The sequence below is a fragment of the Phyllobacterium myrsinacearum genome (assembly GCF_002980555.1).
Classification (GTDB): Bacteria; Pseudomonadota; Alphaproteobacteria; order Rhizobiales; family Rhizobiaceae; genus Phyllobacterium; species Phyllobacterium myrsinacearum.
Genome location: NZ_PVBT01000003.1, coordinates 328,915 through 342,116, shown reverse-complemented (window position 1 = coordinate 342,116; position 13,202 = coordinate 328,915). Strand labels below are relative to the sequence as shown.

General features: G+C 57.8%; 13 protein-coding genes. 8 read left to right on the top strand and 5 right to left on the bottom strand.

Translation table 11 applies throughout. The features are described 5' to 3' along the window. The first annotated feature begins 126 nt into the window (after positions 1-126). The 3 genes from acnA (at position 127) to C5750_RS12320 (ending at position 4,557) form a co-directional block, all read left to right on the top strand. Positions 127-2,814 carry an aconitate hydratase AcnA gene (gene acnA, locus C5750_RS12330; RefSeq protein WP_105734185.1) on the top strand — a complete coding sequence of 896 codons (2,688 nt, stop codon included), beginning with the start codon at positions 127-129 and terminating at the stop codon, positions 2,812-2,814. A 207-nt stretch (positions 2,815-3,021) separates the two neighbouring features. Continuing rightward, the gene (locus tag C5750_RS12325; RefSeq protein WP_245421091.1) at positions 3,022-3,792 is read left to right on the top strand and encodes a DUF1223 domain-containing protein; all 771 of its coding nucleotides are present in this window, start codon (positions 3,022-3,024) and stop codon (positions 3,790-3,792) included. A 393-nt stretch (positions 3,793-4,185) separates the two neighbouring features. After that, complete coding sequence (locus tag C5750_RS12320; RefSeq protein ID WP_105734184.1) at positions 4,186-4,557, top strand: DUF2794 domain-containing protein; 372 nt, start codon at positions 4,186-4,188, stop codon at positions 4,555-4,557. A 5-nt stretch (positions 4,558-4,562) separates the two neighbouring features. Here the strand turns inward: C5750_RS12320 and C5750_RS12315 are convergent, their stop codons facing one another. From C5750_RS12315 to C5750_RS12300, 4 genes are all read right to left on the bottom strand, one after another. Then, positions 4,563-5,111, bottom strand: coding sequence for a GNAT family N-acetyltransferase (locus C5750_RS12315; RefSeq protein ID WP_105734614.1), 549 nt, complete (start codon positions 5,109-5,111; stop codon positions 4,563-4,565). 99 nt (positions 5,112-5,210) lie between these two features. Beyond that, positions 5,211-5,987 carry a Bax inhibitor-1/YccA family protein gene (locus C5750_RS12310; RefSeq protein ID WP_105734183.1) on the bottom strand — a complete coding sequence of 259 codons (777 nt, stop codon included), beginning with the start codon at positions 5,985-5,987 and terminating at the stop codon, positions 5,211-5,213. Positions 5,988-6,177: 190 nt separating this feature from the next. Continuing rightward, positions 6,178-8,742 (bottom strand): ABC transporter permease, encoded by a 2,565-nt coding sequence (locus C5750_RS12305; protein WP_105734182.1) that lies wholly within the window; start codon positions 8,740-8,742, stop codon positions 6,178-6,180. Beyond that, positions 8,739-9,443 carry an ABC transporter ATP-binding protein gene (locus C5750_RS12300; protein WP_105734181.1) on the bottom strand — a complete coding sequence of 235 codons (705 nt, stop codon included), beginning with the start codon at positions 9,441-9,443 and terminating at the stop codon, positions 8,739-8,741. Before C5750_RS12300 ends, C5750_RS12305 begins: the two co-directional genes overlap by 4 nt. 70 nt (positions 9,444-9,513) lie before the next feature. Between C5750_RS12300 and C5750_RS12295 the strand changes: the two genes are divergently transcribed. Both C5750_RS12295 and thpR read left to right on the top strand, forming a co-directional pair. Further along, a complete protein-coding gene (locus C5750_RS12295) occupies positions 9,514-10,194 on the top strand; it encodes an arylesterase (RefSeq protein WP_105734180.1) in 681 nt (226 codons plus the stop codon). 219 nt (positions 10,195-10,413) lie between these two features. Then, entirely contained in the window at positions 10,414-11,007 is a 594-nt protein-coding gene (thpR, locus tag C5750_RS12290; RefSeq protein WP_105734179.1) for an RNA 2',3'-cyclic phosphodiesterase, read from the top strand. On the opposite strand, the gene C5750_RS12285 is transcribed toward thpR, so the two are convergent. Beyond that, positions 10,959-11,429, bottom strand: coding sequence for a low molecular weight protein-tyrosine-phosphatase (locus C5750_RS12285; RefSeq protein ID WP_105734178.1), 471 nt, complete (start codon positions 11,427-11,429; stop codon positions 10,959-10,961). The genes thpR and C5750_RS12285 overlap by 49 nt on opposite strands. Positions 11,430-11,537: 108 nt before the next feature. On the opposite strand from C5750_RS12285, the gene C5750_RS12280 reads away from it, so the two are divergent. The 3 genes from C5750_RS12280 (at position 11,538) to C5750_RS12270 (ending at position 13,092) form a co-directional block, all read left to right on the top strand. Beyond that, on the top strand, positions 11,538-11,834 hold the full coding sequence (locus tag C5750_RS12280) for a 4a-hydroxytetrahydrobiopterin dehydratase (RefSeq protein ID WP_105734177.1): 297 nt from the start codon (positions 11,538-11,540) through the stop codon (positions 11,832-11,834). 78 nt (positions 11,835-11,912) lie between these two features. Next, entirely contained in the window at positions 11,913-12,293 is a 381-nt protein-coding gene (locus C5750_RS12275) for a YkvA family protein (RefSeq protein WP_105734176.1), read from the top strand. 295 nt (positions 12,294-12,588) lie between these two features. Next, positions 12,589-13,092: an invasion associated locus B family protein gene (locus tag C5750_RS12270; protein WP_105734175.1), complete on the top strand. Its 504-nt coding sequence runs from the start codon at positions 12,589-12,591 to the stop codon at positions 13,090-13,092. Positions 13,093-13,202: the final 110 nt, after the last annotated feature.

Below are 13,202 nucleotides of genomic sequence, written 5' to 3'. Positions count from 1 at the left end.
AGGCGCCTTTACGGACCTGTAGCGGGACGGACAGCGGAAATGACTGCACCCGCACCTTAGCGCGTCCTTGAAACGCGGCAAAGGCGTTCGTCCCGGGTGAGGCCAGTAGCATAAGGACGACGCAACATGTCTCAAATCGACAGTTTCAAATGCCGTAAAACCCTATCCGTAGGGGATAAGGAATATGTCTATTACAGCTTGACCGAAGCTGAGAAAAACGGCCTGGAAGGCATTTCCAAGCTTCCCTTCTCCATGAAAGTGCTCCTCGAAAACCTGCTTCGCTTTGAAGACAACCGCTCGGTTTTCAAGAAGGACATCGAAAACGTTGCCAAATGGCTTGTTGATCGCGGCAGTGCGGGCGCTGAAATCGCCTATCGCCCAGCCCGTGTCCTCATGCAGGACTTTACCGGCGTTCCAGCGGTTGTGGACCTTGCCGCAATGCGCGATGCCATGGTCAACCTTGGCGGCGACCCGGAAAAGATCAATCCGCTCGTCCCGGTTGATCTGGTTATCGATCACTCGGTGATCGTTGACGAGTTCGGCAATCCGCAGGCTTTCAAACGCAATGTCGATCTCGAATACGAACGCAATGGCGAGCGTTACCGCTTCCTGAAGTGGGGCCAGCAGGCGTTCAAGAATTTCCGCGTTGTTCCTCCGGGCACAGGCATCTGCCATCAGGTCAACCTTGAATATCTGGCCCAGGCAGTCTGGACCAAGGAAGAAGACGGCGTCACCGTCGCCTATCCCGATACCTGCGTTGGCACTGATTCGCACACGACCATGGTCAACGGCCTTGGCGTTCTGGGCTGGGGCGTTGGCGGCATCGAAGCAGAAGCGTCCATGCTGGGCCAGCCGGTTTCCATGCTTTTGCCTGAGGTCATCGGCTTCCGCCTGACCGGCAAAGTCAAGGAAGGCGTAACGGCAACCGATCTCGTGCTTACCGTGGTTCAGATGCTGCGCAAGAAGGGCGTTGTCGGCAAGTTCGTCGAGTTCTTCGGCCCCGGTCTTGAGAGCATGACGCTGGCTGATCGTGCCACCATCGGCAATATGGGTCCGGAATATGGCGCCACCTGCGGCTTCTTCCCGATCGACCGTGAAACCATCAACTACATGCACATGTCCGGCCGCGACGAAGAGCGTCTGGCTCTGGTCGAAGCCTATTCGAAGGCACAGGGCATGTGGCGCGAACCCGGCTCGGCCGATCCTGTATTCACCGACACGCTGGAACTCGATCTTGGCACCGTCGTTCCATCCATGGCGGGCCCGAAGCGTCCGGAAGGCCGTATCGCCCTTGAGGGCATTGCCGCCGGTTTCCACGAATCGCTGCAGAAGGAATACAAGAAGACCACGCAGCTTGATGCCCGCTATCCGGTTGAAGGCGAAGACTATGATCTCGGCCATGGCGACGTCGCCATTGCGGCGATCACCTCCTGCACCAATACCTCGAACCCGAGCGTGCTGATTGCAGCCGGCCTTCTCGCCCGCAACGCCGCTGCCAAGGGTTTGAAGTCCAAGCCCTGGGTGAAGACATCGCTGGCGCCGGGCTCGCAGGTTGTTGCCGCCTATCTCGAGAACGCCGGCCTGCAGGTTGAACTCGACAAGCTAGGTTTCAATCTGGTCGGTTTCGGCTGCACCACCTGCATCGGCAATTCCGGCCCGCTGCCAGCACCGATCTCCAAGACCATCAATGACAAGGGTCTGATTGCTGCTGCCGTGCTTTCCGGCAACCGCAACTTTGAAGGCCGTGTTTCGCCGGACGTTCAGGCGAACTACCTGGCATCTCCGCCACTGGTTGTTGCCTATGCCCTGGCCGGTTCGGTCACCAAGGACCTGACAACCGAGCCGCTTGGCGAAGATCAGAACGGCAACCCGGTGTTCCTCAAGGACATCTGGCCGTCGTCGCATGAGATCCAGGAGTTCATCACCAAAAACGTCACCCGCAAGCTGTTCGCGTCCAAATATGCGGATGTGTTCAAGGGCGACCAGAACTGGCAGGACGTCAAGGTACCGGCTGGCCAGACCTATGCATGGGATGACAACTCGACCTATGTGCAGAACCCGCCTTACTTTGTCGGCATGGGCAAGACACCCGGCACCGTCAACGATATCAAGGGTGCGCGTATCCTCGGTCTCTTCGGCGACAAGATCACCACCGACCATATTTCTCCGGCCGGTTCGATCAAGGCAGCCTCGCCCGCGGGCAAGTACCTCACCGACCACGGCGTGGCACCCCTGGACTTCAACCAGTACGGCACGCGTCGCGGCAACCATGAAGTGATGATGCGCGGCACCTTCGCCAATATCCGCATCCGCAACCACATGCTTGGCGAAAATGGCCGCGAAGGCGGTTACACGATCCATTACCCCTCGAAAGAGGAAATGCCGATCTATGATGCCGCCATGCAATACCGCAGCGAGAACGTCCCGCTGGTGATCTTTGCCGGTATCGAATACGGCAATGGTTCATCGCGTGACTGGGCAGCCAAGGGCACGAACCTTCTCGGTGTTCGCGCTGTGATTTCCCAGTCCTTCGAGCGTATCCATCGTTCGAATCTCGTCGGAATGGGTATCGTCCCCTTCGTACTGGAAGAGGGCACGAGCTGGCAGTCGCTTGGTTTGAAGGGCGACGAGACGGTTTCCATCGAAGGCCTAGCCACGATCCAGCCGCGCCAGAAAACCCATGCCACGGTGACGTTCGCCGATGGCACGGTCAAGCAGGTGCCATTGATCTGCCGTATCGATACAATCGATGAGCTGGAATACCTCAAGAACGGCGGCATCCTGCAGTACGTGCTGCGCGATCTCGCCGCCTGAAGCAGCGAAAATCTCTGAAATCAGGGGCCGCCGGGCAACCGGCGGTCTTTTTTTCGCGATTTTGCCAATAATTATATGGTTTTGCCTGTAAACGTGATCGAATTCACCTCAAAGTGACTTCCTCTTGATAAAACGCATCCCTATCAATTGTCTGGCAATCACTCTCACACAAGATCAAAGAAAAATTCGGGAAGAAAGCTCGTACCCTTGACCCTGCGCACTCTGTTCAAAGCCATTCTGATCGCCTGCCCGCTTCTGGCAGCGGCGGTGGTCGCTTGGCCGGTCTATGCCGGGAGCATCGGCACGAAACCGGATGGCGTGGTCGAGCTCTATACCTCGCAGGGCTGTGGCTCCTGCCCGCCGGCGGATGCCGTCCTCAAGCAGCTGGTCGCGGAAGGAAAAGTCGTCGCACTGGCCTTCCATGTTGATTACTGGGATTATCGCGGCTGGGTCGACAATCTTGCTCTGCCCGAAAACACCGCGCGGCAGAACGCCTACCGCAAAGCACTCGGGCTGACCGGTGTCTACACCCCCCAGGCAATCCTCAATGGCCGCGAGCACGTGAATGGTCAGGACGGCGGCAAAATCCGGCGGCGAATCGATGAGATGCGCAATGCTGATTCTGGCCTGACAATTCCCGTATCGATCGAAAAAACCTCGCCGGATCGTCTGCTCATCAATATTGGCGATGGGCCTGCCGCAAAAAATCCTGTGCGTGTTCTTCTCGCCTATTTCAACAAGGAAACCATTGTTTCCATACCCGATGGCGAAAACGGCGGACGCAATGTCAGCTATGCCAACAGCGTCCGTGCCATGGAAACCGTCGGCATGTGGGACGGCAAATCACAGAAGATCGAAATTCCGCTGACCGAGATCGCCAGCAAGAAGGCATCCGGCTGCGCCGTCCTGTTGCAGGAAATGCTAGGTGAAGGTAAACCGGGGCCGATCATTGGCGCCTCGATCATGACAAAGCCCTGATTTTAAAGAGCATTTCTGCAGACAAGAAAAAAGGCTGGTAAACCAGCCTGAAGTCTTGGGGCTTATTGTTGCCGGAGACTGAATGGTTCGACCAGAACAACCCGTTTGGGCGGGGGGCTTGGGGTATCGGGCCGCTCAAGGCCGAACCGTCTCAGACAACGGGCTGAAGGTGGGTCTGAAATCCGGCGGCAATGCGAGTGCAACATGGCGAAACTGTGGCCCGGCATCACCAATGGAAACAGCGCGTATTCCTTTGTGAAAAGCACAGAAGCAGCGAGATTTTTGCGTTCAATTGCGCGTGCCCTGACACTTACAGGCTTGTAAATACGGGCGGAACAGGTCACCCTTCTGTCATCCAGTTGTCATACGGCAAATCTAAAGGCGGATTGATTGATGGACAGCAATGCAGGTGGCGACGAATCGCAACAGCAGGCGAAACTCATTTCACTCTCCAGCGCACGTGATCTCCCCGTTACATTCAACCGGCGGGAACTTGATCAAATCCTCAGAATATACGGCTTCATGGTTTCATCGGGCGAATGGCGCGATTATGCCATTGACCATCTGAATGACCGGGCGGTGTTTTCGGTGTTTCGCCGGACCAGTGAAGTACCGATGTTCCGGATCGAGAAAAATCCGCGGCTGGCCCGCAAGCAAGGCGCCTATAGCGTGATTGCCGCAAGCGGCCTTATCCTCAAGCGCGGCACCGAACTCGACAGAGTGCTCAAGATCTTCGATAAATCCCTGCGGGTCGTGCGGAGCTAAGACGCTTATCCTTTTAGAGGTGCTGGCCCCGGCAGGGTAGCGGTCCCGCCATTCATATCAAGCTGCATGAGAACCGTATCCAGCCAGCGGCCGTGCTTGAAACCCGATCCCTCGATGGTTCCACAATGCCTGAAGCCACAACGCGCATGCAGGCGGACCGACGCCGACGCATCGTGACCGTCACCGATGACAGCGATGAACTGGCGAAATCCGAGCGCTGTGCAATCGCTGATCAAGCGTTGAAGCAGGGCCTTACCCATGCCTTTGCCCTTGGCTTGCGGCGCAATGTAGATCGAATCCTCGACGCTCCACCAATAGGCCGGGCGGGTGCGGAAATAACTGGCATAGGCATAGCCGCTCACGATGCTGTCCATTTCTGCAACGCTATAGGGGAAGCCGTCGCTGGTGATCGCATGGAACCGCTTGGTCATCTCCGCCAGATCGGGCGGTTCGATCTCGTAGGTCGCCGTGCCATGCAGAACGGCATCGCGATAGATTGCGGTAATGGCGGGCAGATCAGCGGGCTGCGCCGAGCGGATATGGATGCTTGTCATGGCCGCCATCGATCGCAAAAATACCGGATGATTGCAATGCCGCCACAAAAAAGGGCAACGTTGCCGCTGCCCTTTTCCATGCGTTCATATTGTCCAGGATCAGTTGCGGTTGCCGAGGAACTGCAACAGGAACATGAACATGTTGATGAAGTCGAGATAGAGACGCAGCGCGCCCATGATCGCCTTGCGGCCATAGGTGTCCGAGCTGTCGCCTTCGTAGTACATTTCCTTGATGCTCTGGGTGTCATAGGCCGTCAGGCCTGCAAAGACCAGAACGCCGATCGCAGAGATTGCAAACTGCAAAGCACTGGACTGCAGAAAGATGTTGACCAAGCCGGCAAGGAGAATGCCGATCAGACCCATGAACAGGAACGAACCCATTCCGGAGAGATCGCGCTTCGTCGTGTAGCCGTAGAGCGACAGCGCACCGAAGGACGCGGCGGTGATGAAGAACGTCTGCACGATGCTTCCCGACGTATAGACAAGGAAGATCGACGACAGCGAAAGACCTACAAGCGCCGCATAGACCCAGAAAGTTGTCTGAGCAGCTGAAACGCTCATCTTCTCGATGCGGAAGCTCAAAAAGAACACTGCAGCGAGTGGGGCGAGCATGACAATCCACTTCAACGGCGACGTGTAAAAGACCACGCCGAAGCTCGTCAGCATTTTGCCATTCGGCAATTGAGCGGCCGCAAGCGATGCATCTTTGGTGGTTGCGAGATAAACGATTGCAAGCGCGGCAAGACCGGTCACTGCGAGACCGATCCCCATCAGATTGTAGACCTTCAGCATGTAGCTGCGTAGACCTTGATCGATCCCCGCGTCCACACGCACTCCGGCCGATGTACGGGCCTGGATGTTGCGATAGTCAGCCATGGTTTTCCTCATTGCTTCGTCCCGTCGGGTGTCGGGGGTTATTCCCAGGCGCCGCTGGCGGGACCCCAGCATGCCTTGCGTGAATTATGGGGATTCAACAGGGCGATAACAAGACCTGTTTTACTCAAGATCGTGTGTTTGGCGGCCAAATGCGGGCAAAATGCCCGCATATTACGCTTTTTTAACGATTTCAGAGGTTTCGCAGGATCGGAGCTGCCTTTTGGCCAAGGATTCTCCAGGTTCCCGCAAGGCCAAATCCGACTGTCAGAACAAGCGCCAGGACCAGCGTGGAAACGGCCACTTCCGGCTGGAACGATGCAGGCAGCTTCATCACCCGCACAATCACGTACCAGGCCGCCAATCCGCCCGCCAGGAGCGCGAAAGTCGCTGTCGCCAGCCCCAGGATGACATATTCGTAGCTGAAGGCCTTGATCAGGGTGCGCCGCGTGGCGCCAAGGGTTTTCAGGACCACCGCGTCGTGCACGCGGGCGCGATTGCCGGCCGCAAGTGCGCCGCCGAGCACAAGGATGGAGGCGATCAAAGCCACCGACGCCGCGGCGCGGATCGCAACGGCCAGCTGTCCGACCAGTTCATTGGCAATGCTGATGGCGTCTTTCACCCGCACGGAGGTAACAGCGGGAAAGGCACGCGTCACCTCACGCATGACCGTGGCTTCTTCCTGCGTTGTCGCGGAGGGATCGGTGAGCGTGGCAAGCCAGGCATGCGGGGCACCAGCAAAAGCATTGGGCGAGAACACCATGACGAAATTGATCGCAAGCGATTCCCACTCCACTTGCCGGAAGTTGGCAATGCGCGCTGTGATATTGCGGCCGAGTGCATTGACGGTGACCGTATCACCAAGCTTGAGGCCAAGGTTACGCGCTTCTTCAGCCGAGAAGGACACCAGCGGCTCGCCGGTGTAACCCTCCGGCCACCAGTTACCCGCCGTCAGCACCGAGTTTTCCGGTATCTTCTTCGCGTAGGTAATGCCACGATCCCCGCGCAAGACCCATGCTCCTTCCGGCGGTATGGTCAGCTTGCCGACATCCGTGCCGTTGAAGGCGACGATGCGGCCGCGCAGCATTGGCGCGCTGACAATCTTGCCCTGCGGCGCGGCCTTCTGCAGAAGGCTGGTGAATTGGTCGACCTGCGTGCTCTGGATATCGACAAAGAAAAAGTTCGGCGCCCGTTCCGGCAAGTTGCCGGCGAGCTGCTGGCGCAAGCTGCCATCAATCAGCGCCAGCGTCACCAGGAGTGTCAGTCCCAATCCGAGGGACAGGACGACCGACGGCGTCAACGCGCCGGGCCGGTGAATATTGCCGATGGCAAGGCGAAGCGCCGTGGAGCGCACCCGCGGCGCGCGGCGCGCCAGCCACTGCACGAGGCTGGAGACAGCGCGCAGCACAAGGAACGAGAAGGCGACCGCACCAATGAACGTGATGGCGATACGCCGGTCATAGGCGAACACCACCGCCAGGATGCAAAGCGTGGCGACAAGAAGGGCGGCCACCACGATATAGACGGGTTTTGGCCAGCCGCGCTGATCAAAGCCTTGTTCGCGGAACAAGGCCGTGGCTGGAATATCGCGTGCCCGGCCCAGGGGCAGGATGGCAAAAGCCAATGTGGTCAACAGGCCGAACAGCGCGGCCCACGCCAGCGCGCCCGGATAGAAGCCGCCCTTGGCCGCAATAGGCAGCACGCTCTGCAGGGCATAGCCTGCAACATAGGGAATGATTGCAGCCAGGATCAGGCCAGCCGCTATACCGAGCAGCGCGATCAGCACGATCTGAATGAGATAGACGGCAATGACAAACCAGCCCGGCGCACCCAGCGACTTGAACGTGGCAATGACACCACGTTTTGCGTCGAGATAGGCCCGCACCGCATTGGCAACACCGACACCGCCGACAATGAGAGCCGTCAACCCGACCAATGTCAGGAACTGCGAGAACCGCTCGACATTGGCACTCAGCGACGGCGCAGCGTTGGAGCGGCTGCGAATGGTCCAGCCTGCCTGCGGAAATTTCTCCTGCGCTTCATTGCGAATGGTTGCGATATCCGCTTCGCTGGCACCCGCCGGCAGGGCAATCTTGTAGCTGTGCTCGACCAGGCTGCCCGGCTGAACCAGGCCAGCGGCGCGCAACCCTTCGAGCGAGATAAGAAAACGCGGTGCAAATCCAAAACCGTCCGACAATACATCCGGCTCGTTGCTGATCATCGCCCGCAATTCGAATGTGGCTGAGCCAAGCAAGACCCGGTCACCGAGCTTCAGATTGAGCCGGTCGAGAAAAATCTGGGCGACGGCAGCGCCGAATGCACCCTCTCTTTCAGCGAAGAGCCCGCTCCGGTCGAGCTTCGGCTCGGTGTCCAGCGATCCGTAAAGCGGATAGGCATTGTCGACGGCTTTTACCTCGACCAGAGACTGGTCGGAGCCATCGGCCAGACGGGCCATGGAACGCATGTTGGCAGCGACCGCCACACGGCCCTTGCTCTCAACAAAGGCACGTTCTTCCGCATTCACTTCGCGCTGATTGAGCTGAAAGCGGATATCTCCGCCAAGTATGCCCTGCCCTTGCGTGGAAATGCCCGATGTGACCGAATTGGCGACCGAATTGACACCGCCGATCGCGGCTACGCCCAAGGCGATGCAGGCAAGGAAAATATAGAACCCCGACAGGCCATTGCGCATTTCACGCAAAGCAAAACGCAGGGCGAGCTTGAGGGACGGCGACGCAGCGGAACCGTTGGCACTCATGCGGTTTTCTTCAGTTGCGGGGCATCTTCATCTGCTTCGATCAGTCCTGAACGGACCCGGATTTCGCGATCGCAGCGGGCCGAAAGTGCCGGATCATGGGTAACCAGCACCAGGGTGAGACCGAGATCCTTCTGCTTCTGGAAGAGCAGATCGGCGATCTGACGGCCGGTCGTCGTATCCAGATTGCCGGTTGGCTCATCGGCGATCAGGATTTTCGGTGACGGAGCAAGAGCACGGGCGATGGCCACGCGCTGCTGTTCGCCGCCCGACAGTTCGCCGGGATAGTGCGTTATCCGGTCTGCAAGGCCGACCGCAGCCAATTCGCGCTTGGCGATGGCAAAGGCGTCGGAATGACCGGCAAGCTCCAGCGGAACAGCGACATTTTCCAATGCGGTCATGTTGGGAATGAGGTGGAAGGACTGGAAAACGATCCCGATGTTCTTGCCACGAAAGGCTGCCGTTGCGTCCTCGCTCATCGTTTCCAGTTTTTGCCCGGCAATCTCGACCGAGCCGGAATCGATCCGCTCAAGTCCGGCCAGTACCATCAGCAAGGTCGACTTTCCCGAGCCCGAAGGCCCGACGATGCCCACCGATTGCCCGCCGACGATGGCAAGGGATATGCCTTTGAGCACATGAACCGAGGAAGCACCCGTCCCGAGAGTCAACTCAATGTGATCGAGTGTGATGACAGATTTAGTCACGAATGCAGATCCTTTACGCTATGGTCGACACAGACTTAAGTCGCATCCGGTCAGATATGGGTACCCGAAGATGATATTCAAACCATTGATAAAGATCGTTGTGTCGCTCGGCCTTGTTGCCCTGCCCTCTCTGACCTTGGCCAATCAAAATCCCGTGTCCGGCCATGCCCTCTCCGTGGTCGGGTTCGGCGACAGCCTGATGTCCGGTTTCGAGCTTCCCGTGCAGGATTCCTTTACCGCACAGCTGGAAAAATCCTTGAAAGACAAGGGCGTCGACATTTCGATCGCCAATGCCGGAGTTGCTGGCGATACCACCACCGGCGGCCTTGCCCGCCTTGACTGGTCTGTCCCCGATGGCACCGATCTGGTCATCCTTGAGCTGGGCGCCAATGACGCATTGCGCGGCATCTCGCCGGAGATCAGCGAAAAGAACCTGGCCGAAATGATCGAGAAGCTGCAGAAGCGCAAAATTCAGGTGATACTCGCCGGAATGCTTGCCCCGCCGAACATGGGCGGCGACTACGAAGAAAAATTCAACGCGATCTTCCCTGATCTCGCCAAGAAGTACGATGTTCCGCTTTATCCGTTCTTCATGGAGGGTATCGCGACAAAGGCCTCGCTGCTGCAGGCGGATGGCATGCATCCGACTACCCAAGGCGTCGCTGTCATGGTGAAGGGCTTCCTTCCCATCATGCAGAAGACCATCAAACAGCCGACGGTTACCTCGGACACATCCGACACCGAGCAGTAAGGCTTTCTCTGTAGAGCCTTGGGCAAGACCGGCCCAGGGCCTATTTGATCACTCCGGTGCCCTTAACCTCAAGGGCAAGCTATCCACATTGTTGTCATCTTCACACCACATCTTGCGTGTCTTATTTGTCGCGGCGCAAAAGAATGTGAAATTGTGCCTTGCTCTTGGACTCATTCAATGATTCCCTGAGGTTACAACTCGATTCGGGGAGGATGCCTTATGCCGCGTCTCTTTACTGCCCTCGAGATCCCGAGGGACGCCGCTCTCTCACTGTCGCTCCTGCGCGGCGGTTTGCCAGGCGCCCGATGGATCGATGTTGAAAACTATCACATCACGCTGCGCTTCATCGGTGATGTCGAAGGCCACGTGGCCGATGAGGTCGCCAACGCACTCGACCGGATACGCCGGCCGGAATTCACGCTCCAGCTTTCAGGCGTCAATGCATTCGGGTCCAAGAAACCGCACAGCGTATTTGCGGCCGTGTCGCCCTCTCCGGATATCCAGGCGCTGCATGCGGAAATCGAGCGCATCTGCCAGCGGCTGATGCTGCCGGCCGATCCGCGGAAATTCACACCGCATGTCACGCTGGCGCGCCTGCGCAATGCCCGCAACGAAGAAGTGGCGCACTATCTCGCCTCGCGCGGCAACTTTTCCACCATGCCCTTCACCATCGGGCGCTTTGTTCTGATGTCATCGCGCGATTCCGTCGGCGGCGGCCCCTACATCGTCGAGGAGGCCTGGCCGCTGGAATCGGCGCGGACCTATCAGAAGCGCTTCGAGAGGCCTCTGGAGGCTTTGAGAACCATCCGGTAGACCCGTTCGAAATCGGCCTCCTCGCCGTAATAGGGATCGGGTATCTGGCTGGCTTCACCCAGTGCAATGTCGCTGAAGAGCCCGGTTCCGGCAGTCGCGTTGGCCGGGCGCCGGGCCAGGATAGCGGCAACATTGGCGCGGTCCATGCCAAGGATCATGTCAAAACTGACGAAATCCTCCACCTTGAGCTGCCGGCAACGCTGGCCGGAAATGTCGATTCCATGCTGTCTCGCAACGAGAATCGAGCGGTCGTCCGGCGCCTCCCCGGTGTGGTAGCCATTGGTTCCGGCGGAATCGATGTGGACGCCCTGGTCTTTTCCTTCCGACGCAAGAACCGACCGGAACACACCTTCCGCCAGCGGCGACCGGCAGATATTGCCCAGACAGACAAAGAGGACAGAGCGAAGTGGATGGGTTTTCATGGGCCGTTGCTCCAGAGCCTTTCCTGCTTAAAAAGAGCCAGTTCTGTTTAAGCAGGAAAGGCTTTAGTGTCGGACGCAAAGCAATGACCGTATATGAGGAAACATACCATGGTGCGCAACCGGTTAAATCCGAACGAACTCGACCAGACACTGCAGGAGCTGGCCGGCTGGTCCAGGACAAGTGACCGTGACGCGATCAACAAATCCTTCAAATTCAAGGATTTCAACGCGGCGTTCGGCTTTATGACTCGCGTGGCCCTCATCGCCGAAAAGATGGACCATCATCCCGAATGGTTCAACGTCTACAATCGCGTTGATGTTACCCTTGCCACCCACGACGCTGACGGCGTCACCGGCCTTGATATCACGATGGCCCGGGCGATGGACCGTTTCGCCGCTCTTTGACGATAATATCGGTAGAACTCTTGCAGCAACGGGCATGTCTTCCCATGTTCATCCCTGAACAGACCTGAAGGAAGAGGAATGGACGACGTCAAGATTGGTGAAATTCTGCGGCCGGGCAGCACGTATGAACAGCGCGCCCGCGAAGAAACCGTGCGTGCCCGGTTCTGGAAAACCGCGCGCAAGGCCGCCAAGTCCATCCCTTTCCTCGACGAGGTGATTGCCGGGTATTACTGCGCCCTTGATCCGGCAACACCCACATGGGTCCGCGGTACGCTCCTTGCCGCGCTGGCCTATTTTGTCATGCCGTTTGACATCATTCCCGATTTTATTGTCGGTCTTGGCTTCACCGACGATGCTGCGGTGCTCATGGCAGCACTGAATGCCATTCGCAACCATGTGACACCAGCGCATCGTGAGGCGGCAAAGAAAGCAATCGCGGATCTGGACAAGGATAACTAGGATATCGGGCGGCAAGTCTGGAGAATCCGGAGCCGTTGCCAGCCGTTTTTGCATCACATCCGCGTGATGGGATGAATTGTCAAAGTGTCGCCGCTTTTATTCCGCTGGAGTGCCACCGTGGGATTTTGCACGGACAACGTGATCTTCCCGCTGACAAAATCGCTTTTTTGACCCCGTCTTCACCGTTTGGTAACCCAGATTAAGTCAAATTAAGAGAAAGCGAACTGGACAGTGGGGCCTGGCGGCTCTTGCCGGTTCGTCAGTTATGAAATGAACGATAGAACTGGTAGGTAACATGTTTGGAAAATCAATCGCAGCGACCTCTGTGCTCATGCTTGGGCTGACAGGGACAGCTCTTGCCCAGACCCCGAGTCAAATCAGCCAGTTTAACGCGTGGGGTGCCTATAGCTACCAGCAGGGCAAGGGCAAGGTTTGCTATGTCCTGTCGGTGCCAGTCGACAAGCAGCCCGCGAAGATTGATCACGGCGACAACTTCTTCATGGTCAGCCAGAAGCCCGGCCAGAACGTCAGCTTCGAACCGCAATTCAAGGCCGGATATGACCTCCAGGTCAATTCAAAGGTAACGGTCACCATCGATTCACGCAGCTTCTCCATGTTCACCAACGGCAGCCATGGGTGGATGGAAAACGCAGCGGAAGAGCCGCAACTTGTGGCGGCACTGCGTACCGGCCATACCATGTCCATCAATGCGGTGTCCAAGCGCGGAACTAAGACCAGCTACACCTATTCGCTCAAAGGTGTGTCTGCGGCGCTCAAAGCCATCGCCACCTGCAAGTAACTCCAGCAAACCTTGCTTTTTGCAAAGGCCGGACAGCATGTGCCCGGCCTTTTTGCTTGTGGAGGTGACGGCACGGCCAGAACATGGTATGAGCCGCGCTTCACTAGAGA